Source organism: Anaeromyxobacter sp. K, assembly GCF_000020805.1.
In the GTDB taxonomy this organism is placed as follows: domain Bacteria; phylum Myxococcota; class Myxococcia; order Myxococcales; family Anaeromyxobacteraceae; genus Anaeromyxobacter; species Anaeromyxobacter dehalogenans.
Genome location: NC_011145.1, coordinates 71,784 through 97,280, shown reverse-complemented (window position 1 = coordinate 97,280; position 25,497 = coordinate 71,784). Strand labels below are relative to the sequence as shown.

24 protein-coding genes are annotated in these 25,497 nt (G+C 74.9%); 5 read left to right on the top strand and 19 right to left on the bottom strand.

Annotated features, from left to right (window positions below; all coding sequences use genetic code 11):
* Window positions 1-21 precede the first annotated feature (21 nt).
* From ANAEK_RS00420 to thiE, 4 genes are all read right to left on the bottom strand, one after another.
* Window positions 22-759 carry a transposase gene (locus ANAEK_RS00420; RefSeq protein WP_012524163.1) on the bottom strand — a complete coding sequence of 246 codons (738 nt, stop codon included), beginning with the start codon at window positions 757-759 and terminating at the stop codon, window positions 22-24.
* 987 nt (window positions 760-1,746) lie between these two features.
* The gene (locus tag ANAEK_RS00415; protein ID WP_012524162.1) at window positions 1,747-2,505 is read right to left on the bottom strand and encodes a hydroxymethylpyrimidine/phosphomethylpyrimidine kinase; all 759 of its coding nucleotides are present in this window, start codon (window positions 2,503-2,505) and stop codon (window positions 1,747-1,749) included.
* Window positions 2,502-3,212 carry a gamma-glutamyl-gamma-aminobutyrate hydrolase family protein gene (locus tag ANAEK_RS00410; RefSeq protein WP_012524161.1) on the bottom strand — a complete coding sequence of 237 codons (711 nt, stop codon included), beginning with the start codon at window positions 3,210-3,212 and terminating at the stop codon, window positions 2,502-2,504. Before ANAEK_RS00410 ends, ANAEK_RS00415 begins: the two co-directional genes overlap by 4 nt.
* A complete protein-coding gene (gene thiE / locus ANAEK_RS00405; RefSeq protein WP_041454000.1) occupies window positions 3,209-3,877 on the bottom strand; it encodes a thiamine phosphate synthase in 669 nt (222 codons plus the stop codon). The genes ANAEK_RS00410 and thiE overlap by 4 nt, the downstream gene beginning before the upstream one ends.
* Before the next feature lie 82 nt (window positions 3,878-3,959).
* Here thiE and ANAEK_RS00400 point away from each other — a divergent pair, with 82 nt between their 5' ends.
* From ANAEK_RS00400 to ANAEK_RS00390, 3 genes are read left to right on the top strand one after another with little or no spacing between them, the layout of a single operon-like run.
* Window positions 3,960-4,199, top strand: coding sequence for a hypothetical protein (locus ANAEK_RS00400; RefSeq protein WP_012524159.1), 240 nt, complete (start codon window positions 3,960-3,962; stop codon window positions 4,197-4,199).
* Complete coding sequence (locus ANAEK_RS00395; protein WP_012524158.1) at window positions 4,168-5,592, top strand: trypsin-like peptidase domain-containing protein; 1,425 nt, start codon at window positions 4,168-4,170, stop codon at window positions 5,590-5,592. Before ANAEK_RS00400 ends, ANAEK_RS00395 begins: the two co-directional genes overlap by 32 nt.
* A gap of 21 nt (window positions 5,593-5,613) precedes the next feature.
* Window positions 5,614-5,883 (top strand): DUF1844 domain-containing protein, encoded by a 270-nt coding sequence (locus ANAEK_RS00390; RefSeq protein WP_012524157.1) that lies wholly within the window; start codon window positions 5,614-5,616, stop codon window positions 5,881-5,883.
* 22 nt (window positions 5,884-5,905) lie between these two features.
* Here the strand turns inward: ANAEK_RS00390 and ANAEK_RS00385 are convergent, their stop codons facing one another.
* The 6 genes from ANAEK_RS00385 to ANAEK_RS00360 form a co-directional block, all read right to left on the bottom strand.
* A complete protein-coding gene (locus ANAEK_RS00385) occupies window positions 5,906-6,178 on the bottom strand; it encodes a hypothetical protein (RefSeq protein ID WP_011419132.1) in 273 nt (90 codons plus the stop codon).
* Window positions 6,179-6,230: 52 nt separating this feature from the next.
* Entirely contained in the window at window positions 6,231-6,902 is a 672-nt protein-coding gene (gene bioD, locus ANAEK_RS00380; RefSeq protein WP_012524156.1) for a dethiobiotin synthase, read from the bottom strand.
* Entirely contained in the window at window positions 6,902-8,275 is a 1,374-nt protein-coding gene (gene bioA / locus ANAEK_RS00375; RefSeq protein ID WP_012524155.1) for an adenosylmethionine--8-amino-7-oxononanoate transaminase, read from the bottom strand. The genes bioD and bioA overlap by 1 nt, the downstream gene beginning before the upstream one ends.
* A gap of 34 nt (window positions 8,276-8,309) precedes the next feature.
* Window positions 8,310-9,059, bottom strand: coding sequence for a GDSL-type esterase/lipase family protein (locus tag ANAEK_RS00370; RefSeq protein WP_012524154.1), 750 nt, complete (start codon window positions 9,057-9,059; stop codon window positions 8,310-8,312).
* A 76-nt stretch (window positions 9,060-9,135) separates the two neighbouring features.
* Window positions 9,136-9,741: a DUF2059 domain-containing protein gene (locus tag ANAEK_RS00365; RefSeq protein ID WP_012524153.1), complete on the bottom strand. Its 606-nt coding sequence runs from the start codon at window positions 9,739-9,741 to the stop codon at window positions 9,136-9,138.
* Window positions 9,742-9,801: 60 nt separating this feature from the next.
* Window positions 9,802-11,748 (bottom strand): YgiQ family radical SAM protein, encoded by a 1,947-nt coding sequence (locus ANAEK_RS00360; protein ID WP_012524152.1) that lies wholly within the window; start codon window positions 11,746-11,748, stop codon window positions 9,802-9,804.
* 128 nt (window positions 11,749-11,876) lie between these two features.
* On the opposite strand from ANAEK_RS00360, the gene ANAEK_RS00355 reads away from it, so the two are divergent.
* Window positions 11,877-15,146 (top strand): hypothetical protein, encoded by a 3,270-nt coding sequence (locus ANAEK_RS00355; RefSeq protein ID WP_012524151.1) that lies wholly within the window; start codon window positions 11,877-11,879, stop codon window positions 15,144-15,146.
* A gap of 22 nt (window positions 15,147-15,168) precedes the next feature.
* On the opposite strand, the gene ANAEK_RS00350 is transcribed toward ANAEK_RS00355, so the two are convergent.
* The 6 genes from ANAEK_RS00350 to ANAEK_RS00325 form a co-directional block, all read right to left on the bottom strand.
* Window positions 15,169-15,909, bottom strand: a complete 741-nt coding sequence (locus tag ANAEK_RS00350; protein ID WP_012524150.1) for a rhomboid family intramembrane serine protease — start codon at window positions 15,907-15,909, stop codon at window positions 15,169-15,171.
* Window positions 15,910-15,915: 6 nt separating this feature from the next.
* Window positions 15,916-16,113 carry a hypothetical protein gene (locus ANAEK_RS00345; RefSeq protein WP_011419124.1) on the bottom strand — a complete coding sequence of 66 codons (198 nt, stop codon included), beginning with the start codon at window positions 16,111-16,113 and terminating at the stop codon, window positions 15,916-15,918.
* Window positions 16,114-16,184: 71 nt separating this feature from the next.
* The gene (locus tag ANAEK_RS00340; RefSeq protein WP_012524149.1) at window positions 16,185-17,381 is read right to left on the bottom strand and encodes an acetyl-CoA C-acetyltransferase; all 1,197 of its coding nucleotides are present in this window, start codon (window positions 17,379-17,381) and stop codon (window positions 16,185-16,187) included.
* Between the two features lie 16 nt (window positions 17,382-17,397).
* Window positions 17,398-17,595, bottom strand: coding sequence for a hypothetical protein (locus ANAEK_RS00335; protein WP_012524148.1), 198 nt, complete (start codon window positions 17,593-17,595; stop codon window positions 17,398-17,400).
* 73 nt (window positions 17,596-17,668) lie between these two features.
* Complete coding sequence (gene tatC, locus ANAEK_RS00330) at window positions 17,669-18,475, bottom strand: twin-arginine translocase subunit TatC (protein WP_012524147.1); 807 nt, start codon at window positions 18,473-18,475, stop codon at window positions 17,669-17,671.
* A gap of 6 nt (window positions 18,476-18,481) precedes the next feature.
* Complete coding sequence (locus ANAEK_RS00325; RefSeq protein ID WP_012524146.1) at window positions 18,482-18,901, bottom strand: twin-arginine translocase TatA/TatE family subunit; 420 nt, start codon at window positions 18,899-18,901, stop codon at window positions 18,482-18,484.
* 95 nt (window positions 18,902-18,996) lie between these two features.
* On the opposite strand from ANAEK_RS00325, the gene ANAEK_RS00320 reads away from it, so the two are divergent.
* Window positions 18,997-19,437 carry an EVE domain-containing protein gene (locus ANAEK_RS00320; RefSeq protein WP_012524145.1) on the top strand — a complete coding sequence of 147 codons (441 nt, stop codon included), beginning with the start codon at window positions 18,997-18,999 and terminating at the stop codon, window positions 19,435-19,437.
* A 171-nt stretch (window positions 19,438-19,608) separates the two neighbouring features.
* On the opposite strand, the gene ANAEK_RS00315 is transcribed toward ANAEK_RS00320, so the two are convergent.
* From ANAEK_RS00315 to ANAEK_RS00305, 3 genes are all read right to left on the bottom strand, one after another.
* Complete coding sequence (locus ANAEK_RS00315) at window positions 19,609-21,675, bottom strand: methyl-accepting chemotaxis protein (RefSeq protein ID WP_012524144.1); 2,067 nt, start codon at window positions 21,673-21,675, stop codon at window positions 19,609-19,611.
* 202 nt (window positions 21,676-21,877) lie between these two features.
* Window positions 21,878-24,436, bottom strand: coding sequence for a penicillin-binding protein 1A (locus tag ANAEK_RS00310; protein ID WP_012524143.1), 2,559 nt, complete (start codon window positions 24,434-24,436; stop codon window positions 21,878-21,880).
* Between the two features lie 36 nt (window positions 24,437-24,472).
* Window positions 24,473-25,492, bottom strand: a complete 1,020-nt coding sequence (locus ANAEK_RS00305) for an RluA family pseudouridine synthase (RefSeq protein WP_012524142.1) — start codon at window positions 25,490-25,492, stop codon at window positions 24,473-24,475.
* Window positions 25,493-25,497: the final 5 nt, after the last annotated feature.

The following is a 25,497-nucleotide window of genomic DNA, read 5'->3' as shown; positions in this document are numbered from 1 at the left end:
GCGCGCGCCGCGACGCGGCGGTCAGCCCGCCGGCGCGGCCGGAACCTCGTCGAACGAGAGCAGCCCACCCGCCCCTCGTGGTGAGCCCGTCGAGCCACGGCGCCATCCCGTCCGGAGCAGCCAGGTGCGCGCCGCCGCCGTGACCCTGCGTGCGCCCTCGGGCACCGCAGGCCCACCCCCGCGCCACCCGTCGAACCACCGGCCCGACGAGAACCGGTCCACACCCCCGCGCCCAGCCGGCTTCCCCAGCCGCGCCAGGTGACTGCGGTGGTTGAGCAGCACGTAGGCGAGCGCGTTGCGGACCTCGGAGGGCGTGCCGAGCACGCGCGCGTGGTACCGGTCCGCGAAGACCTTCCCGCGCCGCCCCATCATGCGGTTGAGCCCCTTCGCCAGCCGGATGCAGAGCCCCTGCATCCCAGAGGAGAGCGCACGCTGCCCGTCCGCCTCGACGAGGAGGTGGAGGTGGTTGCCCTGGAGCGAGAAGTGGACCACGCGGAAGCCGGTGGCGGTCGCCGTCCCCGTCGCCGCCTCGAGCGCCGCCTCCACGACGCGGAACGCACGCTGGCTGCGCAGGTTCCAGACGTGCGGGAGCACGCGCAAGGTGACGTGCACCGGCGCGGCGGCGGTGACTACCGGCCGCCCGTGGTGCGAGACCCCCGCCCGCGCCCCCCTCGGCTTCCGCCCAGCACCCGGACGCCGCCCGCCGTGCGTTCGAGGCGCGGGGAGCCGGAACCGGAGCTGACGGGAGCCGCGCCTCATGATTGGGCAGATATTAACGGAACGTGAGCGCGTCCTACACTCACCGTGCGGGTCGCAAGCGCTCGTTCACGCAAGGTCACACCTGCACGCCACCGCTCGGCGGCCCACGGCTGCCGCCTCCGGCTGCGCTCCGCTGGGCTCGGCCGCCTCGGCGAGGCGCTCGTGGACTGCGCGCGCGTCGTGGAGCGCGCCCGACGCGCCCCGCTCGCTTCCGCGCCCAGCTTCGCGGTTCGAGGCTTCTGGCCTATGACTCGCTACGCCTTCGGGGCACGCGTGACGTTCGAGCAGCCATCCGGGGTCAGCGATGTCCTGAAACGACTTCAAGGTGGTGGCGCGCGGACGGCGCCTCGCGGGCGGGCGCGCAGGCGAGCGCGAGCGCCGCGGCCGCGGCGCGTCAGTGATGGCTCCGACTGCACCAGGCTTCGAGGGTGCGGCGGCGGTCGGGGCCGGGCCCGCGTGACCGGAACCGGGGCCGGCGGGATCGGCTTGCGAGCGGCCCGAGGGTGGGGCGCGGGGCGCAGGGCTGAGGGCTCCGCCCGCGTGGACTTCTGGTGGAGGGCACCGTGACTCGAACCGCCGCTGCTCCTACCGTCGCTCGTTTCTTCTCGGAATGGCAACGCGTCCATGGCGACGACACGTGATGGTCACTCGCGGCAGCCCGCGGCGTCTCGGCACGGACCGCACCGACCACATCGACGGCTTCGCCCGGAGGACGCGCTCCGCTGGCACGCCGGCTTCTTCGACGTCGCGATCCGGAGCCCCGCGCCGACCGTCAGCGATGTCTTGACTGGTTCCGCGCGCCCGCCCCCGCGCCCCGCGCCCCACCCACGAGCCTCTCGCGAGCCGATCCCCGCAGCCCCGGTTCCGGTCGCGCGGTCCCGCCCCCGACCGCCCCCGCACCCTCAAGGCCCCAGCAACGCCGGCCGATCCCGCCGCGCCGGCGCTCCCGTCGCATTCGCCGCGCCCACCCTCACCCCGCCCGCACCCTCAACGCCCGGCCGACCCCCGCCCGCTCGCATCCAGGTACCGCTCCACCACCCGCTTCCCCCCGCGCACCGCCTCCTCCAGCGACGCGCCGCCCGCCAGCAGCCCGGCCATCGCCGACGCCAGCCGGCAGCCGGTGCCGCGCGCCGTCCCCGCCCGCCGTCGCCCGGTGAACCGCGTCACGCGCCGCCCCTCCACCAGCAGGTCCACCGGCGCGCCCTCGCGGTGCCCACCCTTCACCAGCACCGCGCGCGCGGGGAGCGAGCGCGCGGCGCGCACCGCGGCGTCGTCGGTCGAGACTTCGAGACCGGTGAGCGCGGCGAGCTCGGGCAGGTTGGGCGTGGCGAGCCGCGCGCGGGCGAGCAGCGGCGCGAGCGCCTCGCCGGGCGGGACGCCACCCGCGTCGAGGAGCGGCGCCCCGGAGGACGCGAGCAGCACCGGATCGACCACCAGCGGCACGCGCGCGAGCGGCGGCTCCGCGAGCCGCGCCGCCAGCGCAGCGGCCAGCCCCGCGGTCCCGAGCATGCCGGTCTTCACCGCGCGCGGCCGCTCGCGCCCCTCCAACAGCGCGTCGATCTGGAGCCGCAGGAACGCCTCGCTCGCGGGCGAGACGCCGCGCGCGCCGCGGGGGCCCTGGGCGGTGAGCGCGGTCGCGACCGCCCAGCCGCGCGCCCCGACGGCGGCGAGCGCCTCGAGATCGGCGGTCAGCCCCGCCCCGCCCGACGGGTCGAGGCCGGCCACCACCAAGACCCGCGGGATCACCGGCGCAGGCTCCGCGCCGCGTCCACCAGGCCCCGGTAGATGGCGGCGTGGCGCGGGTCGTCGCGCGTCGCCTCGGGGTGCCACTGCACGCCGAGCGCGAACGGCAGGTCGGGGAGCTCGATGGCCTCGACCACGCCGTCCGGCGCGCGGGCCGACACGAGCACGCCCGGCCCGGGCTCGCGCACCGCCTGGTGGTGCGTCGAGTTCACCATGAGCGGACCCGCCCCGGCGAGCGTGGCCAGCTGCGTGCCGGGCGCGATGGTCACCTCGTGCGAGGGCACGTCCTTCGGCGCGGGCTGCTCGTGGCCGTGGAGGCCGGCCTCGCCGGGCAGGTCCTGCCAGAGCGTGCCGCCTCGCACCACGTCGAGGAGCTGCATGCCGCCGCACACGCCCAGCACCGGCAGGCGCGCCGCGAGCGCGGCCTCGAGCAGGTCCTTCTCGAAGCGGGTGCGCTCCGGGCGCGACGGGCCGCAGCCCGGGCGCCGCGCCTCGCCGTACAGCTCGGGCGGCAGGTCGAAGTCGCCGCCGCTCACCACCAGGCCGTCGAGCAGCGACAGGTACGCGCCGGCCACGTCCACCGCGTGCGGCAGCAGGATGGGCAGCCCGCCCGCGTCCAGCACCGCCTCCACGTAGCCGCGCGGCAGCTCGTAGCGGCGGCCCGACGCGTCGGCGTCGAGCGTGATCCCGATCCTCGGGCGCGGGTTCACGGGTTCGCCCCCCGCGCGGCCCGGCCCGCCTCGAACGCGGCCTGCATGCGCGCCGCGGCGGCCTCCGGGTCCGCCGCGCCCACCACCGCCTCGATCACCGCCGCGCAGGCGGCGCCCGCCCGCGCCACCGCGCCGACGTCGTCGAGCCCGATGCCGCCGATCGCCACCACCGGCGCGGGGAGCGCGCGGGCCACCTCGGCGAGCGCCTGCAGCCCGCGCGGCGGCACCGGCAGCGCCTTCGACCGGGAGGCGAAGATGGGCCCGTAGCCGACGTGATCGGCCCCCTCATCGAGCGCCGCCCGGGCCTCCTCCAGCGTCCGGGTGGTGCGACCCACCAGCAGGTCGGGGCCGAGCAGCCGCCGCGCCTCCGGCACCGGCAGGTCGTCGTCGCCGAGGTGGACGCCGTCGGCGCCGGCGAGGAGCGCCAGGTCGGCGCGGTCGTTCACGAGCACGAGCGCCCGGCCGGCGGCGAGCGCCAGGATGCGGCGGGTGGCCTCGAGCACCGCGCCGGCGGGCGCATCCTTCATCCGGACCTGGACGGCGCGGGCGCCTCCGCCGATCGCGGCATGCGCCTGCGCCACCGGATCCGCCCCCCCCACGATGACGTAGAGCCCGCCGAGCCGCGCGCGCCGCCCGGCGCCCATCGAGGCTTCGGAAACCGGCATGGCGACAGCGCTAACACGCGCTTGACGGGGCCGCAAGGCGGGGCCTATTTTCCGGCCTCCGCCCAGACAGCAAGGAAGTGACATGGCCGACCCGTTCGAGAACAAGCTCGTCGACAAGCGCGTGGTGCAGCGTTACCTGCGCAAGGGCAAGGTCGACGAGAAGGAGTACGAGAAGTTCCAGAAGGCGCTCCCGGATCTCGCCGATCAGGCGATGCCCATCGAGGCGTCGATGAGCGGCGTCGAGGAGCCGGACGATCTCGACGACGACGAGCCCGAGGAGGACGTCGGAGGTGGAGAGGTCCCGCCGCAGCAGCAGCCGTAGCGCCGTTCGCGGCGCCGGGCGCGCCCTCGCGCTCGCCGCCGCGCTCGCCGCCGGGCTCCCGGCGCCCGCCGCGGCCCGGCCCCCCGCCGCGCTCCCCCGCGCCGACGAGCGCCCCTCCGCGAACCGCCGCACGCCGGTGGTGATCGCGGTGGAGAAGGTGCGCGGCGCGGTGGTGAACGTCTCCGCAGAGGAGCTGGTCCGCATCCGCGTCCCCTCGCAGCCGCGCGGCGGCTCGATGGGCGACCTGCTGTTCGGCGACCTGTTCGAGCGGCCGCGCTACCGCAAGGGTTACGCGACCACCTCGCTCGGCTCGGGCGTGATCGTCTCGCCCGACGGCTACGTGCTCACCAACAACCACGTGGTGGAGCGCGGCGCCCGCTTCCGGGTGGGCCTGCTCGACGGCCGCGAGCTCATGGCGAAGGTGGTCGGCACCGACCCGTCGTCCGACCTGGCGGTGCTGAAGCTCGACACCCGCGAGAAGCTCCCCTACGTCACCACCGGCCGCTCCGACGACCTGCTCATCGGCGAGACGGTGATCGCCATCGGCAACCCGTTCGGCCTCGCGCACACCGTCACCACCGGCGTGGTCTCGGCGGTGCACCGCAACTTCAAGGCGGGCGAGCGGATGATGTTCGACTTCATCCAGACCGACGCCTCCATCAACCCCGGCAACTCGGGCGGGCCGCTGCTCGACATCGACGGGCGGCTGGTGGGCGTGAACACCGCCATCCTGGGCGACCGCAGCGCCGGCATCGGCTTCGCGATCCCCATCGACCGCGCCCGCCGCGTCGCCGAGGACCTGATCGCGCACGGCGAGGTGCGCGAGGGTTACCTGGGCGTCTCGGTGGACGACCTGCCGCGCAAGGACGGCACGGTGGACGGCGGCTCCGGCGGCGTGCGCGTCACCGGGGTGGACCCGGGCTCGCCCGGGGAGCGCGCCGGCGTCCGCGCCGGCGACGTGGTGGAGGCGGTGGACGGGACCCCGCCCGGCAGCGCCGCGGAGCTCCTGTTCCGCCTGCGCGACCTCCCCATCGGCCGCGCCGCGCGGCTCGACCTGTCGCGCCGCGGCGCGCGCGTCCAGGCGGCCGTCACCGCGGTGGAGCTCACCCCGCAGCGCGCCGCCGAGCTGGTGCAACGCCGCGTGGGGCTGCGCGTCTCCGAGGAGCGCGTCTCCGGGGGCACGCTGGTGGTGGTGCGGAGCGTGACCGGCCGCTCGCCCGCCGCCGAGGCCGGGCTGCAGCCGGGCGACCTGGTGCGCGAGGTGAACTCGTCCGAGGTCTCCTCGGTGGCGGCGTTCCAGCGCGCCGCCGCCCGCGCCCGCCGCGGCGGCCGGCTCGTGCTGCTCGTCCAGCGCGGCTACGCCGCCGAGCGCATCGCCTTCGACTTCGACTAGATCGTCCGGGAGGATCCGACCATGGCCGACGAGAAGCAGCCCGCGCCCATCGACTTCTACACGTTCGTGCTGTCGCTCGGCTCCTCCGCGTTCGTCCACCTCGGCGACGCCCCGCACCCGGAGACCGGCGAGATCGCCGAGGCGAACCTGCTGCTCGCGAAGCAGACCATCGACATCCTGTCGATGCTGGCCGAGAAGACGAAGGGCAACCTGACCGACGAGGAGGCGCGCTTCCTCGAGAACCTGCTCACCGATCTCCGGCTGCGCTACGTGGCGAAGAGCCCGCGGTAGCGCCGCGCGCGGGCGGCGGGCGCTACAGCCCCGCCTGCAGCATCGCCTCGGTGAGCCGGCGGATCAGCTCGCGGCGCAGCACGCGGCGGGTGCGCGAGAGCGCGTCCGGATCGCGGCGGGCGCGGAGCGATACCTGGCGGCGCGCCACCTCCACCACCCAGGCGATGCGGCGCGGATCGAGGCGCGGCGTGCGCGAGCCCGCGGCGAGGAAGAACCCGAGGCCGCGCTCCTCGAGCACGGCGTGGAGCGCGCGCCGGGCGCGCGAGACGAGCGTGAGGTCGACGACGTTCGGCACGTCAGCGATCTAGGATCGATCTCGCGATCGATCCAATTTTCGCTCCCACCGCTCAAAACTGGATCTTCGCGCCGAGGATGGATCCGAGAGAGCGCGCGCGCCGCGCGATATCGGGCTCCCACGGCAGCAGCGCGATGGGTTCACGGTGGGTCAATCGCGCGATCTCGGCGGGGTTGAGCGGCACCGAGGGATCGTCCTCGGGGCCGGTCCGGTTGAGCACGATCCCGGCCACGGCGAGGCCGCGGCGCTCCAGCGCCTCGACGGTGAGCGCGGTGTGGTTCACCGTCCCGAGCCCGGCGCGCGCCACCACCAGCACCGGCAGCCCGAGCGCCGCGGCGAGGTCGGCGTGGGTCTCGCGCGCGGTGAGCGGCACGAGCAGCCCGCCGGCCCCCTCCACCACCACCGCGGCGTGGCGCGCCGCGAGCGCGCGCGCCACCTCCACCACCCGCGCCAGCGAGACCTCGCGCCCCTCCAGCCGCGCCGCGGCGGCCGGCGCGAGCGGCGCCGCGAAGGTGTACGGGCAGATCGCCTCGAGCGGCTCGACGCAATCCGACGCCTCGCGGAGCCGCTCCGCGTCGGACGGCTCGCCGGGCACGTGGCCGGACTGCGCCGGCTTCATGCCCACCGCGTCCAGGCCGGCCGCGCGCGCCGCGCGCAGGAGCGCGCAGGAGACCTCGGTCTTGCCCACGCCGGTGTCGGTGCCGGTGACGAACAGCCCGCGCACTAGAGCCTCGCGGTGGCCGCCTCGATGGCGGCGAGCGTGATCCCGGCCAGCCGCTCCAGCTCGGCCTCGGTCATGGCGAGCGGCGGCATGAGCACCACCACGTTGCCGAGCGGCCGGAGGATCGCGCCGAGCTTGCGGGCCTCCAGGATGACCCGGTGCCCGGCCTGCAGCTCGTACGCGTACTCCTCCTTCGTGGCCCGGTCGCGCACCAGCTCGATGCCCACCATCAGCCCGCGCTGCCGCACCTCGCCCACGTGCGGGAGCCGCGCCGCCGGCGCGAGCGCGCGGGCGAGCGCCGCCGCCTTGGCCGGCACCGCCGCGCCCACGCCGCGCTCCCGGAACAGCGTCATGGAGGCGGTCGCGGCGGCGCAGGCGAGCGGGTTCCCGGCGTAGGTGTGGCCGTGGAAGAAGGTCCGCTTCTCGGCGTGCTCGCCGAGGAACGACTCGAACACGTGCTCGGTGGTGACGGTGGCCGCGAGCGGCAGGTAGCCGCCGGTGAGCCCCTTCGCCATGGTGAGGATGTCCGGGACGACGCCCTCCTGCTCCACCGCGAACGTGGTCCCGGTGCGCCCCCAGCCGGTCGCGACCTCGTCGCAGACCAGCAGCGCGCCGTGGCGGTCGCACAGCTCGCGCAGGCGGCGCAGGTACCCCGGCGGCTGGGTGATCATGCCGTCCGCGCCCTGCACGAGCGGCTCGACCACGAGCGCGGCCACCCGGCCCTCGCGCGCCGCGAGGATGCGCTCCACCTCGTCCGCGCAGGCCATCCCGCAGCCCGGCAGCGCCTTCCCGAGCGGGCACCGGTAGCAGTAGGGCTGCGGCGCGTGGTGCACGTCGAACAGCAGCGGCTTGAAGATGCGGTGGAACAGGTCGATGCCGCCCACCGAGACCGAGCCGATGGTGTCGCCGTGGTAGCCGCCGTGCAGCGCCACGAACTCGGTGCGGCGCTCGTCGCCGCGGAGCTGGTGGTGCTGGAACGCCATCTTGATGGCGATCTCCACCGCGGTGGCGCCCGCGTCGGAGAAGAAGACCCGCGTCAGGCCGGGCGGCAGGTGGCGGACCAGCTCCTCGGCGCACTCGATCGACGCGGTGGAGGCGAGGCCGAGCAGCGTGGAGTGCGCCACGCGATCGAGCTGGGCGCGCACCGCGGCGTCGAGCTCCGGGACGCGGTGGCCGTGCACGTTGCACCAGAGCGACGACACGCCGTCGAGGTACCGGTTCCCGAGGGTGTCCACGAGGTGGACGCCCTCGGCCGCGTCCACGATGAGCGGCTCCTCGCGGAGCCAGTCCCTCATCTGCGTGAACGGGTGCCAGAGGTGCCGGTGGTCCGCCTCCCACAGCCGGCGGTGCCGCTCTCGGCGTTCGCGGTCGTCCATAGGGCCGCGACCCTAGCGCACCGGCCCGGCGCCGTCACGGCCGGGCGGCCGCGGGCGGCGCGGGGGGGCGGCGGCCCTGCAGGCGCGCGCCGAGCGCCCGCTCCACCGGCTGCCGGAGCGCGTCGGCCCAGGCGTCGTAGCCGGCCGCCGAGGGGTGGAAGCCGTCGCCCGAGAACACCGCGCCGGCGCCGAGCCGCCTCACCGCGCGGCGCGTCTCGCCGAACGCGTCCGCCACCAGGAACCCGTGCCGCTCGGCCACCCGCTCGATGGCGGCGTTGAACTGGTCGAGGCGGCGCGCCAGCGCCGCGGGCGCCCCCTTCGCGGACGGTGAATCGACCAGGTCCGGCAGGCTGGAGATCACCACCGTGGCGCGCGTCTGCTTCAGGAAGTCGGCCACGATCTCGAGGTCGCGCGCGAACTCGCGGAGCGGTCGCCCCTGCACGAGGTCGTTGATCCCGATGCCCACCGTGACGAGGCCGGGGCGCGCCTCGAGCGCGCGCGGGAGCTGATCGCGGCGCAGGTCGCCGGCCGTCGCGCCGGCGACGCCCAGGTTCACGAGCTTCACGCCGAGCCCGGCGGCCTCGAGCCGGCGGGCGAGGCGCGGCGGGTAGCCGCCGCCGGGACCGCCGCCCTGCCCGGCGGCGGTGGAGTCGCCGAGCGCCACGTAGACGAGCGGCGCCGGCGCGTTGCCGGCGGCGCGCGCGCCGAGCGCGACGAGGACGACGGCGAGCGCGACCGCCGGGCGCGCGAGGCGCCCGGCGCGGCAAGGGGTCGGCGGGATCACGCGGTGAAGCTAACCACCACGGGCGGGCGCGGGAGCGGGTGAGCGCCCGGCCGCCCGCCCGGGACCTGCCGCGCGGCTACTTCTTGGGCGCCGGCTTCGCAGGCGCGGCGCCGCCGTGCGGGCTCGCGGGCACCTTCGCGCCGCCGGCGGGCGGCTTCACGTCCTTCGCGAGCTTCTGCATCACCTGCGGCAGCTTCGGCTCGATCCGCTGCTGCGTCTCCATCGCCACCTTCTCCTGCACCTCGGGCATGGCCTTCAGCGCCTTCTGCCCGAGCGGCGACTTGTAGAACGCGACCAGGTCCTTCAGCTCCTGCTCGGTGTACGCGGCGGAGAGCTGGCGCGCGTGGATGTTCACCAGGTCCTCGTAGGGGAGCAGCGCCTCGACCTCGGTGCGCGCCTTGGCCTGGAAGTCCTTCGGCATGCTCAGCTCCGAGCCGGGGTGGCCGCGGAACTGGCCCACCAGCGACTGCGTGAGCCCGTCCATGCCGCGCTTCCACGTCTCCTGCGTGGCGAGCGTGCGCGCCAGGTCCATCGCGGCGGGCGACGGCTTCGCGGCGGGGGCGGGCGCGGCGGCCGGGGCCGCGGGCTTCGCCGGCGCCGGGGCCGGGTCGGCGGCGCGCGCGGGCAGCGCGAGCGCGAGGGACAGGAGGGCGGCGGCGGGGAAAAGGCGGATCTGGGGCATACGGGACCCTACCACATCCGGGACGCGGGGTGAGGGGCGCCGCTGGGAGCCCTGGCTGCCCTACCGCGGCCCGCGGCCGGGCCCGGTCCCGCCGCGCGCGCCCGGCCCGGGCCGCCCCGCGCCGCGCCGGCCCGGGCGCATGCCCGGCCCGAGCCGCTCGCCCGGCCTCAACCGGCCGATCTTCCGGAGCGCCTTCTCGATGAGCGGCCGGTTCGCCGGATCGCCCCAGCGGAGGAGCGCCTTCTGCATGCGCTTCTCCTCCATGTCCCGGGTGACGTGCACCGGCTTGCCCGTCATCGGGTGGAAGCCCGACCAGAAGATGTCGGACGCGAGCGTCATGGGCGTGGGCATGAAGTCCTGCACCTGCTGCGGCTTCCAGCGGTTCGCCTGCAGGTACTCCATCAGATCCGCCGCCTCCTCCAGCGAGGCGCCCGGGTGGGAGGAGATGAAGTACGGGACGAGGTACTGCTCCTTGCCCGCCTTCCTCGTGTAGCGCTCGAAGTCCTTGCGGAAGCGCTCGAACGACTCGACCCCGGGCTTCTTCATCACCTTCAGCACCGGCTCGCAGACGTGCTCGGGCGCGACCTTGAGCTGGCCGGACACGTGGTTCGCGACGAGCGCCTCGAGGTAGCGCGCGCCGTTCTTCTCGTCGGCCTGCGCGAGGTCGTAGCGGACGCCGGAGCCGACGAAGACGTGCTTCACCCCGGGCACCTTCCGCGCCTTCTCGTACAGGTCCACGAGCGGCCCGTGGTCCACCGAGAAGAACTGGCAGACGCTCGGGTACACGCAGCTCGCGCGGCGGCAGGCGGCGTGCGCCTCGGCGCTGGTGCACTCCATCCGCCACATGTTGGCGGTGGCGCCGCCCACGTCGGTGATGGTCCCGCGGAAGGTCTCCTTGCTCGCGAGCGTCGCGATCTCGCGCAGCACGCTCGCCTCGGAGCGGCTGGCGATGTCCCGCCCCTGGTGCTCGGTGATGCAGCAGAAGGCGCAGCCGGCCGCGCAGCCGCGCAGGATCTGGACCGACCAGCGGATCTGCTCGAGCGCCGGGATGTGCGCGCCGCCGTAGGCCGGGTGCGCCTCGCGCACGTAGGGAAGCTCGGCGATCCGGTCCAGCTCCTCGGTGGAGGGCGGCCGCATGGGCGGGTTCACCACCACGTGGCGCTGCGCCGGCCCGCGGCCGTGGCGCTGCACCAGGATGCGCGCGTTCGCCTCGTTGTGCTCGAGGTGGTAGAGCCGGCTGAACTCGGCGAAGCGGCGCTTGTCGAGGACGATCTCCTCGTAGGCGGGCAGCTCCAGCACCTTCCGGTCGCGCCCGTCCAGCATCGCCATGCCGAGGTCGGGCACGGCGAGCGCGGTGCCGGGCACGTCGGTGAGGCCGCAGATGTCCTCGCCCGAGGCGAGCCGGCGCGCGATCTCCAGGATGGGCTTCTCGCCCTGGCCGTAGACGAGCAGGTCGGCGCCGGATGGCACCAGCACCGAGGGCAGGACCCGGTCGTCCCAGTAGTCGTAGTGGGCGATCCGCCGGAGCGACGCCTCGATGCCGCCCAGCACGATGGGCGTGGTGGGCCCGAACGCCGCGCGGGCCAGCCGCGCGTAGACCGTGGTGGCGCGGTCCGGCCGCCTGCCGGCGGCGCCGTCGGGCGTGTACGCGTCCTCGGAGCGCCGCCGCTTGTGCGCGGTGTAGTGGTTCACCATCGAGTCCATCGCACCCGAGGTGATCCCGACGAACAGCCGCGGCCGCCCCAGCCGCAGGAGCTCGGCCGGCGAGCGCCAGTCCGGCTGCGCCACCACGCCCACCTTGTAGCCAGCCGCCTCCAGCACCCGCCCGATCACCGCCGCGCCGAAGCTCGGGTGATCGACGTACGCGTCGCCGCTCACCAGGAGCACGTCCAGGTCGGCCCAGCCCCGCGCCCGCAGGTGCTCCGGGAACATGGGCAGGAAGGCCTCCGGGCCGGGCGGCGCGGGGCGGCGGGCGCGGTCGCCCTGGAGCACGGGAAGTCGGGCCATCGGCGCACATAGATGGCCGCCGGGCCTCGGGAAAGCAAGCCGCCCTCGCCTTTGAGCGGACGGGGAGCGGAGGTATCATCCGGCCCTCCGGAGCGCCGGCCCCCTCGCCCACCGGCGGTACACCGCACATGCCCGATCCGCGCAGCGCACTGAAGGAGTTCCGCCAGCTCGACCGCAAGCGCCTCTCCGAGGGGCTGACCGCGGAGGAGGAGCGGCGGCACGCCGAGCTGCGCGACCTGGTGGAGCCCGAGCTGCAGGCGTCGGGCTCGGGCTTCGACGTGGGCGCCGCGGCCGATCGGCTGCGCGCCTCGCTCGAGCCGGCCGGGCTTCGCCGCGCGCCGGCCGAGGCGCCGCCGGCGCCGCCCGCCGCCGAGGCCGGGCCGGCGCCGCTGTTCGAGGACGTCGCGCCCGACGCCGGGCTCGCGGAGGCGTTCGAGGGTCAGGCGTTCGAGGCGCTGGAGGTTCCCGCGCCGGACGCGCCGGCGTGGGAGGCCGCCGCGCAGCCCGCCGCGCCGGAGGCAGCGGAGGGCTGGGCCCCGGAGGCGCCGGCCTCCGATCCGGACGCCGCGCAGGCGTGGGATCCCAGCGCGCAGCCGTTCGACCCGAACGCCGCGCAGGCGTGGGATCCGACCGCGCAGCCCTACGACCCGAACGCCGCCCAGGCGTGGGATCCCAGCGCGCAGCCGTTCGATCCGGACGCCGCCCAGGCGTGGGATCCGAACGCGCAGCCCTTCGACCCGGACGCCGCGCAGGCATGGGATCCGAACGCGCAGCCCTTCGACCCGAACGCCGCCCAGGCGTGGGATCCCAGCGCGCAGCCCTCCGATCCGAACGCCGCGCAGGCATGGGATCCGAACGCGCAGCCGTTCGACCCGAACGCCGCGCAGGCGTGGGATCCCAACGCGCAGCCGTACGATCCGAACGCCGCCCAGGCGTGGGATCCGAACGCGCAGCCGTTCGATCCGAACGCCGCCCAGGCGTGGGATCCCAACGCGCAGCCCTTCGACCCGAGCGCCGCGCAGGCGTGGGATCCGAACGCGCAGCCGTACGATCCGAACGCCGCTCAGGCCTGGGATCCCAACGCGCAGCCGTACGATCCAAACGCCGCACAGGCGTGGGATCCGAATGCGCCGCCGTTCGATCCCAGCGCGGCGCAGGGCTGGGATCCCAGCGCGGCCGCGTCCGATCCCAGCGCCGCGCAGGCCTGGGATCCCGGCGCGCAGCCGTACGATCCGGACGCCGCGCAGCCGGCGTGGAACCCGGACACCACCGCCACCTTCGGCGAGCCCGAGCCGCAGCCGTCCCCCGGGGCGGCGCCGGCCGAGGCCGCGCCCGGATACGAGGCGTGGACCACGCCGGCGGACGAGCCCGAGACGGTGGACCTCGCCACCGAGGCGGTGATCGAGGAGCTGGAGCCGCTCTCGGCGGACGGGCTGGCGCTCGAGGGCGATCCCTCGGCCGAGCCGCCCGCGCCGCTCGCCGGCGGCGACGCGGCCTCGCTGCCGCCCGACGGCTGGGAGGTGACGGCGCCACCGCCGGACGCGCCCGAGGCCGCCGTGCTCGGCGAGTACGACGAGGCCGGCGCGGCCCCGGCGGCGCTCTCGCCGGAGGACCTCGGCGCCGAGCCGGCGCCGGAGCCGGCCGCGCCCGGTGCCCCGCTCGAGCTCGGCGAGTACGACGACACGAGCGGCTTCGCGGCGCCGGTGGGCGAGGACGTGCTCGAGCTCGCGACGCCCGGCGCAGCGCCCGCCGCCGAGCCGGGCTGGGCCGAGGAGGTGGCGCTCGACCAGGGCTTCGAGCTCGAGTCGGGCGGCTCCTTCGACGCCGCCGCCGAGGCCACCGTGCCCGAGTGGGCCAGGGAGGCCGGGCTGCCGCCGTGGGACGCGCCGGCGCCGGCCGCGGTCGACGCCCTCGACGCCGGGAGCCTGGGCCTCGACGGCGACGTCGAGGCGCCGGTGGAGCCCGCGGCCGAGCCGGTCGCGCTCGGCGACGAGACGGGCGAGCCGGGCGAGGACGGCGAGCCGATCGCGCTCGAGCCGACGCTCGACCTGGGCGCGCCGGTCGAGCCCACCCTCGAGCTGGCCGAGCTGGAGGAGCCGGCGGCCGGCGAGGCCGGCGCCTCGCCCGGCGACGATCCCTTCGCGCTGCGCGCGCCGGAGCCCGAGCCGACCGGGGCGCGCGACCTCTCGGCGCTCGACTTCGCCGCCGGCGAGCTGGGCGAGGACGCCGACGCCTGGGCCGCGGCGGAGACCGCGCCCGCGGAGCCGGAGCCGTTCACGCTGGGTGATGTCGGGCCGCAGGCGGAGCCGCTCGCCGGGCCCGACCCGGAGGCCGAGCTTCCGGCCTGGGACGCCGGCGCCGCGCCCGCGCTCGAGCTGGAGCCGTCCCGGTGGGACGAGGCGGCGGCCGTCGACCCCGTGGGCGGCGAGGCCGGGATCGCGGTGGCCGAGCCCTCCGCGCTCCTGGCCGAGGCCGCCGAGGCGCTGCCGCCGCTCGAGCTGGACGGGCCGGCCGCGCCGGAGCCCGTCGCCGACGCGGAGCCCGCGGTGGACGCCGCGGCGTCGCTGACCGCGGCGGCCGGCACGTTGCTCGACGCCGGCGCCGAGGCGCCGCCCGCCATCGACGACCTGCTCGGCGACACCTTGCCGGCGGCGCCCGAGGCCGACGCGACGGAGGTGGCCGAGGTGGCCGACCTGGCCGCGATGCCGACGCCGGACGCCGACGACCTGCCCACGCTCGACGGCGAGGACATCCTCGAGGAGATCCCGGCCGACGAGCTGGTGCCGCTGCCACCCGACGAGGAGGCCGGCGGCGGCATCGAGCTCGGCGAGGTCTCGCTCGCCGCGCCCGTCTCGGCGCCGGCGCCGGCGCCCGCCCCGGAGCCGGCCTCCGAGCCGGAGCCCCCCGCCGCACCCGCCCTGCCCGCGCCCGCGGCGGCGATCCCCGACCCCGCCTTCGAGCCGCTGCCCGTCGAGGAGGTCTCCTTCACCCCGCCGCCGGTCGAGGCGGCGCCGGCACCGGCCGGCGCGTGGCAGGTGCCCGGCGCCCACCGGGTGGTGATCCACACGCTGGAGGGGCTGGTGAAGCGCGGCCTCATCGAGGACGCGGCGCTGGACGCGCCCGCGCTCGACGTGGTCGCGCAGGGGCCGCTCCCCGAGCGGATCCCCACCGACAAGGTGAAGGCGATCTTCTTCATGCTGGCGCCGGGCGAGGCCGCGCCGGCGCCGGAGGGGAAGCGCGTGCGCGTCACCTTCCGCGACGGCCGGCAGGTGGCCGGGTTCAGCCCGGACTACCGCGAGGACGGGCCCGGCTTCTTCATGATCCCCGCGGACACGCGCACCAGCACGGCGCGGATCTGGATCTACCGCTCGGCGGTGCGCCAGGTGGCGGTGAGCTGAGCGCGGGCGCGCCCGCCGCGGATCAGTTCATCCAGCGGGGCGGCTCGCCCTTGCCGTCCTTGCCGATGACCTTCAGGTGCTTGGAGCGCCGGCGGAACTCGCGCTCCGCCCACCACTCGCGCGCCTGCAGCTTCCAGCGCCGCGTGGGCATGCGGCCGCCGCGCGACAGCGCGAAGCCGAGCGCGAGCGCCGCGAAGTGCGGCACGAACGCGCCCAGCCCGGGGAGCCCGCCGCCGGCCAGGCCGTAGAGCACCGTCCCGAACACCACCAGCAGCGCCAGCGTCTTCCCGGTGAGCGGGAGCACGCCCCAGATGCTCACCTGGCGATCCGGGTACATCATCGCCCACATGAGCAGGAGCGCGTTCACCACCGGCCACATGCCGAGGTGCGGCCGGTCGGCCGGGAACCAGAGCAGCGCCGCCGCCACGGTGACGGCCGTCGCCCCGGCCGCGAGGCCGAGGAAGGTGCCCACCAGGCGCCGCTCGCTCCAGGTGAACGCGAGCTGCTGGCCGATGGAGTAGAGCATGAACCCGCCGAACAGCAGCGTGAGCGGGTCGTTCTGCACGAAGGCCCAGGAGACGAGCCGCCACACCTGCCCGCGCAGCACCAGCCCCGGCACCAGCGCCGCCCAGGTGTCGTCGCGCGTCACCCAGGAGCCGACCGTCGCGACCAGGATGAGGACGAGCAGCAGCCCCAGCCCGGAGGGGATGCGGCCGCCGAAGGTGAACGCGCTGCCGAGGTCGGGGCTCCGTCTGCTGCGCACGCGGTCCTAGCCCTTCTTCCTCTCCCGGTAGAAGAGGGTGATGGTGAGGCAGTGGAACTCCTTGTCCGAGCTCTGCCGGACCTCGTGGCTCACCACCTCGAGCTCGGGGTTGCCGGCGAGCCAGCGCGTGATCGTCTCGCCCATGGCGTCGCGATCGCGCGCCAGCGTCGTCGAGAAGACCTTCACGCCGGTGAAGCTCGTCATCGTCGCCCCTCCTCGCCGCGGACCCTCGGGGACCCTATCGTCCCCTCCGGGCGGGGGCAAGAACGTCGCCGCTACAGCGGCTCCAGGATCACCGCCACGCCCTGGCCGCCGCCGATGCAGGCCGAGCCGAGGCCGGCCCGGGCCTTCCGGCGGCGGAGCTCGTACAGCAGGTGCATGGTGATCCGGGCCCCGCTCGCGGCGAGCGGGTGGCCGAGCGCGATGGCGCCGCCGTCCACGTTGGTGCGGTCGCGCGGCAGCCCCAGCTCCTGCTCCACCGCCAGGTACTGGGGCGCGAACGCCTCGTTCACCTCGAACAGGTCGAGGTCGGAGAGCGTGGCGCCGGCGCGGGCCAGCGCGTTGCGGACCGCCGGCACCGGGCCGATGCCCATCACGGTGGGGTCCACGCCCGCGTGGCCCCAGTTCACCAGCCGCCCCAGCGGCCGCAGCCCGCGGCGCTCCGCGTAGGCGCGCGAGGCCACCACCAGCATCCCGGCGCCGTCGGCGATGCCGCTCGCCGCGCCGGCGTGGATGACGCCGTCGGCCTTGAACACCTTGGGGAGCTTCCGCAGCCCCTCCAGCGTGGTGCCGGGGCGCGGGTGCTCGTCCTTCTCGAACCGGACCGTCCCCTTGCGCGTCCGGAGCTCCACCGGCGCCAGCTCCTCGCGGAAGCGCCCGGCCTCGTCGGCGGCGGCCCAGCGCCGCTGCGAGGAGACCGAGAGCTCGTCCACCGCGTCCTGCCCGATCCCGTGGCGCTCGGCCAGCTTCTCGGCGGTGAGCGCCATGGGCATGCCGGCGTAGGTGTCGGTGAGCGCCGACCAGAGCATGTCCTCGAGCGGCGGCGTCTTGCCGAACGCGTGGCCGAAGCGCGTGCCGCGCAGGACGAGCGGCGCCTGGCTCATCGACTCGGTGCCGCCGGCCAGCACCAGCTCCGCCTCCCCGCCGTGGATGAGCCGCGCCGCCTCGATGACCGCCTCGAAGCCGGAGCCGCACAGCCGGTTCACGGTGACCGCGGGCACGCCCTCGGGCAGGCCGGCGCGCAGCCCGACGTGGCGCGCCAGGTAGATCGCGTCCGGCGAGGTCTGGGCCACGTTCCCGACCACCACGTGGCCGTAGTCGGCGGGCGGCGCCCCCGCCTGCTCGATCGCCGCCTGCGCGGCGTGCACCGCGAGGTCGGTCGCGCTGAGGTCCTTCAGGGAGCCGCCGAACGTCCCGAAGGGCGTCCGCTTCGCGGCGAGGAACACCACGTCCTGCTGGCCGGCCCGGTTCATGACGCCTCCTGGTGCGTCACCTCGAGATAAGCGCGCCCGCCAGGCCTTTCACGGCCACGACCAGGATGGCCAGCGCCAGCGCCACGTTCAGGGCCGGCACGAGCGCGCCCACCCGGTCTCCGGCGCGCCCCCGGAGCGCGGCGTAGGCGCGCGGGGCGTGGCGGGCGAGCATGTAGACCGCGAACAGCGCCGCGACCGACTGGAAGACGAGCATGCGCCGATGCTAGACGGCGGCGCCGGCCCTGAACAGCGCGCCGGCGCGCCGCGCCCGCCCGGGCCAGGCGGCGCTAGGCCGCCGGGGCGGCGTCCGCGGCGGGCTTCTTGCCGAGGATCCGGGCCAGCACGATGCCGACCTCGTAGAAGACGATCATCGGCACGGCCATGAGCGCCAGGTTGAGCGGGTCGCCGGTGGGCGTGATGATCGCGGCCGCGATCACGTTCACGATGATGGCGATGCGCCGGTACTTCGCGAGCGTGCGCCACTGCACCAGGCCGATCATCGACAGGAACGCGATGACCACCGGGACCTCGAACACCACCCCGAAGCCGAGCAGCATGGCGAGCACGAGCGAGAGCTGCTCGGAGAGGGAGAGCATCGGCGAGAGCGTGTCGCTCTCGGCGAACGCCAGCATGGCCGGGAACGCCTGCGGCATCACCAGCTCGAAGCAGAACAGCGCGCCCAGGTAGAAGAGCAGCGTCCCCCAGAACAGGAACGGGAACACCACCTTCTTCTCGCGCTTGTACAGGCCGGGCGCGATGAACAGCCAGAGCTGCCACAGCACCCAGGGCGCCGCGACGAAGACGCCGCCGTACATGGCCACCTTGATGTAGACCATCATCGGCTCGATCGCGCTCGTGTACACGAGCTGCTGGCGGCCGGCCGGGAGCGCGTCGCGCACCGGCTTCATCAGGTGGTCCACGATCTGCGGCACGAACCCGCCGACCAGGCCCATCCCGATCGCGATGCCGAGCATCGCGCGCACCATGCGGACGCGCAGGTCGCGCAGGTGATCGAGGAACGACAGCTTCACCTCGCCCTCGGGCTCGGGCGACGGCGGCGGCGGCGGCGGCAGCTGCGGGACGGTTTCGCTCATGCGGACCTACGCGGCGGTGCCGCCGGTGCCGGGCGGCGGGGCGCCCTCGCCGGACGGCGCAGGCGAAGGGGTGGGGGCCGGCTCGGCGGCGGGCGCCGCGGGCTCGGCGGCCGGCGCGGCCGGCTCGGCGTCCACCAGCGCCGCCTCCAGCCCCGGGACGTTCTCGGCGGTGGCGGCGGGGGGCGGGCCGGCCGGACCGGGGACCGGGCGGTTCGGGACGGGCGGCACCAGCGAGGGGCGCGCCACCTTCCGGTCATCCTTGTAGATCTCGGTCTCGATCTGGTCCTTCAGGTCGTCGGTGGCCTGCTTGAACTGGCGCAGGCCCTTGCCGATGGTCTTCGCCGCCTCGGGGAGGCGATCTGGCCCGAGGAGGATGAGGGCGAGGACGGCGATGATCACGATCTCGCCGAAGGACAGACCGAACATAGGGCGGTTCCTATAACACGGCGGAAACCGGGACGCTTCCGCCGCCGGACGGATCCGGTTGCGGCGGCAGCATGCCACGCCTAACGTCCCCGCGCATGGCCTACTGGTTGCTGAAGACCGAGCCCGGCACCTACGCGTGGTCCGACCTCGTCGCCGACGGAACCACCCCGTGGACCGGCGTCGCCAACCCGCAGGCCCAGACGAACCTCCGGGCCATGAAGGCGGGCGATCGGGCGATCGTCTACCACTCGGGCGAGAAGCGCGCGGTGGGCATCGCGGAGGTGGTGCGGACCGCCTACCCGGATCCGACCGCCGGCGGCGAGCTGGTCTGCGTGGACGTGAAGGCGGTCGAGGCGCTCCCGGCGCCGGTGCCGCTCGAGGCGCTGAAGCAGGAGCCCGCGTTCGAGGGCTCGGTCCTGCTCAGGCAGGGCAGGCTCTCGGTGGTGCCGCTCGCGCCCGCGGAGTGGCGGGACCTCGCCTCGCTCGCCGACGTGATCGCCCGGACCGGCGGCCTGCGGCGCAAGGCAAGGTTCTGATCCAACCAGGGCTGCGCCCTCAGGATTGATCACATCCTGAGGGCTGCGCCCTCGCGCCGCCGGCGGAGCCGTCGGGGCCCCACTCCTGCTGCGCGGGGCCCGTGACCTCGCGCGCCCGCCTCCGCGGGCTCGCGCGAGGTCCCCGCGGGCGCGCCTGGCGGCGCGCTGCGCCTAGATCCTGAATCTCCGGACCTCGCCGCGGAGGACCTCCGCCTGCGAGGCGAGATCGACGATGGCGGCCTCGAGGTCGCGGACCGAGTGCGTCTGCGCCTCGGCCACCTGCTTGATCTGCACCACCGCCGTCATGACCTGCTCGGAGCCCTTGGTCTGCTCCTTCTGGGCGCGGTTCAGGTGGTGGACCATCTCCGAGATCGACTCGATGGCGCGGGTGATCTGCTTCGAGCCGCGCGCCTGCTCCTGCGCCGAGCGCTCCACGTGCTTCGTGATCGCCTTCATCCGCTCGGCGCTCTTCATGATCTGCTCGGAGCCGCGCGCCTGCTCGGCGGTCGCGCTCGCGATCTGCTGCACCGTCTCGGCGATGCGGTTGATCGCCATGGTCACCTGCTTCGACCCGCGCGCCTGCTCCAGCGTGGCCCGCGCGATGGCCTTCACCATCTGCGTGGACTTCTGGCTCGACTCCTGGATCTTCTTCAGGGCGGTCTCGGTCTCCTGCCCGAGCCGCACGCCCTCCTCGACGTTGCGGACGCCGCGGTCCATCGCCTGGATGGCGTTGCGCGACTGGTCCTGGACCGCGCGGATGAGCTCGGAGATCTCCTTGGTGGACGCGCCGGTGCGCTCGGCCAGGTCCTTGATCTCGTCCGCCACCACCGCGAAGCCCTTGCCGTGCTCGCCCGACTGCGCCGCCAGGATGGCGGCGTTCAGCGCGAGCAGGTTGGTCTGCTCGGCCACGTCGTCGATCACGTTGAGGATGTTGCCGATGGCGGCGATCTTGGCGCCGAGCGCCTCGATGACGCTGGCCGCCTCCTTGGAGGACTCCTTGATCTTGTCGATGCCGAGGAGCGTGCGCGAGAGCGCCTCCGCCCCCGACTCCGCGTCGCGCTGCGCCTGCTCGGAGAGGCGCGCGGTCTCGTTCGCGTTCGACTCCACCTGCGAGATGGACACGTCCATCTCGTTCATCGAGGACGACGTCTCCTCGGTGGTGGCGGACAGGTCCTCGATGTTCTTCGCCACCTCCTTGATCGAGTAGGTCATCTGCTCGATCGCGGCGGTGGTCTCCTCGACGCTGGCCGCGAGCGCCTGGATGTTCTCGGCCACCTCGTCGTTGGTGGCGGCCATCTCCAGGATCGACGAGGAGGACTCCTCGGCGCTCTGCGCCAGCACCTCGACGTTGTCGGCGATGCCCTTCAGCGACGAGATCATCTGGCTCATCGACGACGAGGTGTCCACCACCCGCGCCGACACGGTGCCGGCGCCGGAGGACACCGCCGAGCCGGTGCGCGAGATCCGGTCGATCACCGTCGCCACGCCGCCGGTCACGTTCTGCACGCGGGACAGCGTCGCGGCCAGGTTCTCGCCGATGCGGTTCAGCGACTCGGCCAGCGTCCCCAGCTCGTCCGGGCCGAGCTGCGCGGAGCGGGCGGTCAGGTCGCAGTCGGAGACCCGGCGCGCCACCGCGCTCATCTCGTCGAGCGGCCGGAGCACGAGGCGCGAGACGAACACGTAGACGAGCCCCGCCAGCACCATCCCGCCGCCCACCAGCAGCGCGAAGATGTACCAGCCCGCGCGCCCGGCCTGGCCGTCGAGCGGGTCGCGGTCGAGGCCGAGCAGGACGTACCCGGCGCGCGCGCCGCCGCCCGCGCCCTCCACCGGGCGCGTGAAGGCGAGCACGCCCGGCGCCTGCGGCTGCGCCGCGCCGCCCGCCGCCTGGTGCCAGGCCACCACCTCCTCGGCGCTGCGGCCCAGGTTGCGGGAGAGGTGCTTCGCCGCGACGGACCAGTCCTCGCGGACCACCACCACGTACGCGAACGACTCCTCGTCCCAGTCCTCGTCCACCCGCGCCGCGATGCGCGCCGCGTCGCCGGCCGCGAGCGCCGGGGCGAGCGCGGAGGCGTAGACGCGGGCGTCGGCCTCGCCGCGGTGCACGGCGGCGCGCTCCAGCGCGACGTGGATCTCGCGGTTCACCGCGATCGACGTGAGCACGCCGGCGATGGCCAGCGCGCCGGCGATGGACAGGAACAGGATCCGCTTCACGCCGAGGTGGGCGAGCTTTGGACGCATCGGGCCCTTCTCGCCGGCGCGGGCTGAAGCACGCGATTTTCCGGCGGTTCGGCGCGATGCTACCGGCGGGTCGGGATCGAGGCAAGGGAACGGCCGGCGCCCGCGGCGGCGGCGCACGCACCTCCGCGCACGTCGCGTGCGCGCCCGGGAGGCCGGCGCGAACCACGACCGCGGGACGCAGCCCGAGCGATCTCCTGCGCGACTACTGCATGAACAGGTCCTGCACCTCGACCTGCTTCTTCTCGGCGTCGGCGAGCACGGGCTCGGTCCCCTGCTTGAACGGCTCCGGCACGCCGCCGGCGCCGTCCGCCACCGCCTTGCCGGTGGCCGGGTCGATCCGCACCTCGACGATGCCCGACGGCGCCTCGAACTCGGGCTGCGCCCGGCCCTTCAGCGCCGCCGACATGAAGTCGAGCCAGATGGGCAGCGCCGCGTGGCCGCCGGTCTCGTAGCGGCCGAGCGGCGTGACGTTGACGTCGTAGCCGAGCCACACGCCGGTGGCGAGGTCGCGGGTGAAGCCCATGAACCAGGTGTCGAAGGAGTCGTTGGTGGTGCCGGTCTTGCCGGCCGCCGGCTTCCCCAGCGCGGCGGCGCGCGCGCCGGTCCCGACCGTCGCGACCTCGCGCATGAGGCGGACCAGGATGTAGGCGCTGCGCGGGTCCATCACCTGCTCGCGCGGGCGCGTCACCTCGGCCACCGCGCCGGCCAGCCGCTCGTCGAGCCCGACCCACGGATCGCGGTAGTCCACGCGGTCCTCGAGGACGCGCCCGTCGCGATCCAGCACGCGCTTCACGAACGCGCTGGGGCGCTTCTCGCCGTACCGCGCGAACAGCGCGTACACGTTGGTGAGCTCCCAGGGCGTCACGCAGGACGAGCCGAGCGCGCTGCCCAGCTCCTGCTTCACCGGCGTGGTGATCCCGAGCGCCTTCGCCCAGTCCCCCAGCCCCGCCGGCCCGAGCTTCGCGTTGAGCGCCTCGGCGGTCTTCACCGCCGGGATGTTCATCGAGTTGACGAGCGCGGTGCGCAGCGTGACGTCGCCCTTGAAGTCCTCGCCGTAGTTCTGCGGCTTCCAGCTCGACTCGTCGTCGCGGAACACGATGGGCGCGTCGGTGAGGATGGTCGCCGGGGTGTAGTCGAGCTTCTCCACCGCGGCGGAGTAGACGACCGGCTTGAACGCCGAGCCGGGCTGGCGGCAGGCCTGGAAGGCGCGGTTGAACTCGGACGCCTCGAAGTCGTAGCCGCCCACCATGGCGGTGACGTAGGCCGTGCCGGGATCGACCGCCACGAGCGCGCCCTGCAGCGTGGGATCCTGCTGCAGGGAGAACAGCACCGGCGCCTCGGGCACGTCCTTCGGCCTGCCCACCCCGAGCTGCGCCTCCTTCTTCTGCAGCTCGGCGCGGTCGACGCGCTTCAGCACCACCACGTCGCCGGCGTGGAGCGCGCTCGAGGGGCGGGAGAGGAGCGAGTCGGCGTAGGACACCACCGGGTTCGGCTTGCGGGCCCAGCGCATGCCGGAGATGGGCAGCACGCCGCGCGTCTCGCCCACCTCCACCTCGACGATCCCGGCCCGGTCGTCCACCCGGTCCACGATGCCGACGCAGAAGTCGCCGGGGCGCAGCGTCCCCTTCGGCCACGTCTTCGCGAGGCGCGTGCCGAGCGCGGTCCGCTCCGCGCCGGCCACCTTCGCCACCGGCCCGGTGAAGCCCTGCCGCTGGTCCACCTCGACGAGCCCCTTCAGCACGGCCGCCTGCGCGGCGCGCTGCTTCTCGAGGTCCATCGCCATCTCGACCCGCAGCCCGTCGTGCAGCAGCCGGTCGTTGCCGTAGCGGTCCACCACCTGCCGGCGCACCGTCTCCACGTAGAACGGCGCGGTCTCGCGGAACACGTCGTCCACGCCGAACACCTTCACCTCGGCCTTCTCGGCGGAGCGGCGCTCGGCCTCGGTGATCATCCCCTCCTCGGCCATGCGCCGGAGCACGTAGCGCCGCCGCTCGGCGGCCGCCTCCGGCCGCGAGAACGGCGAGTAGCGCGAGGGCGCCTGCGGCAGGCCGGCGATGAGCGCCGCCTCCTCCAGCGTCAGGTCCTCGACGTTCTTGCGGTAGTAGTTCTCCGCCGCCGACTGCACCCCGTAGCTGTGGTGCCCGAGGTACACGCCGTTCAGGTAGATCCAGAGGATCTGCTCCTTCGTGAAGCGCGCCTCGAGGCGCCGCGCCAGGATCAGCTCCCGGATCTTGCGGCGCAGGCTGCGCTCGGTGCCGCGCTCGAAGCCCTCGGCGCTGATGAGGAGCGCCTTGGCGGTCTGCTGCGTGAGCGTCGAGGCGCCCTGGATGCGCGACCGGAGCACGTAGGTCTTCACCGCGGCGCGGAGCGTGCCGAGCAGGTCGATGCCGCCGTGCTCGAAGAAGTTCTTGTCCTCCGAGGCGATGAACGCCTGGATGACGCGCTTCGGGATGCGCGCGTAGGGGACGACCTTGCGGCGCTCCACGAAGAACTCGCCGGCGATCTGGCCGTCGGCCGAGATCATCTCGGTGATGATGGGCGGGCGGTACTGCTCCAGGGTGGGGATGTCCGGCAGCCCGCGCGAGAAGACGAGCCAGCCGACCACCGCCACCACGATCGCCGCGTTCACCGCCGCGATCGCGGCGAACAGCCCCCAGCGGAGGAGCCGCCGGCGCAGCGGGCGCTCGGGCGGCAGCCCGTCGAGGACCACGCGCGAGGAGGGCTCCTCGGGTGGCTGCTGGGGATCGCCGGGCTCGCGCATGGGGTGGCCGAATCTATGCGTGCCCTGCCCTGGAGTTCAACGCTCGCGGTGCGGTCCGTCGCGGCGCGCGGCGGGCGCGTGTGCGCCGGTGGGCGACCCGGGGAGCTTCAGGTTCGCGCGGGAGAGGACCTCGGCGAGCTCCGCCGGGAACGGCGCCTCGAGCCGGAGCGGCGCGCCGGTGAGGGGATGTGGGACCTCCAGCTTCCACGCGTGCAGCCCCATGCGGCGCAGCCCCCAGCGCGTCCGCGCGGTCCGGTTGAACGCGAAGTCGCCGTAGCGCCGGTCGCCCGCCACCGGGTGCCCCACCGCCTCGAGGTGCCGGCGGATCTGGTGCGTGCGGCCGGTCTCGATGGTGACGGCGAGGAGCGAGATCTCCTTCGCGGCGGACACCACCTTCCAGCGGGTCAGCGCCTCCTGGAAGTTCACCCCGCGCAGGGCCTTCGATCTCGACGTCTGCTCGTGCTCGGACAGCGGCAGGTCGATGGTGCCCGCCTCGCGCGGCATCTTCCCCTTCACGAGCGCGAGGTAGGTCTTGTGGACGCCTTCGCCGCTGGTGAACGTCTCGGTGAGGCGCACCATCGCCTTCCGGTGCTTCGCCACCAGCACCACGCCCGAGGTGTCGCGGTCGAGCCGGTGCGCCGGCGAGGGCTTGAACTCGGTGGGCGGGAGGTCGTCGGGCGTCCTCAGGTACCCGCGCGCCATCTCCACCAGCGTGGCGCCCTCGATCCCGGTGCCGGGGTGCGCGGCGAGGCCGGCCGGCTTGTCCACCGCGAGCAGGTCCGCGTCCTCGTGCAGCACGCCGAACGTCACCCGCGGCGCGCCGCCCGGGGCGGCCGGCGCCGCCTTCGCGAGCAGCCGCTCCTCGTCCCCGCGGATCACCACCACGTCGCCCTCGGCGACGAGCTGGTCGGCCTTCCCGCGCTGGCCGTTCACCCGCACCTTGCGCGTGCGGAACATCTTGTAGACGTGGCTGAGCGGGACGTCGCGCAGCGCCTTGCGCACGAGCTTGTCGAGCCGCTGGCCGGCCGCGTCCGCCGTGACGGTGAGCTGGATCACGGGGG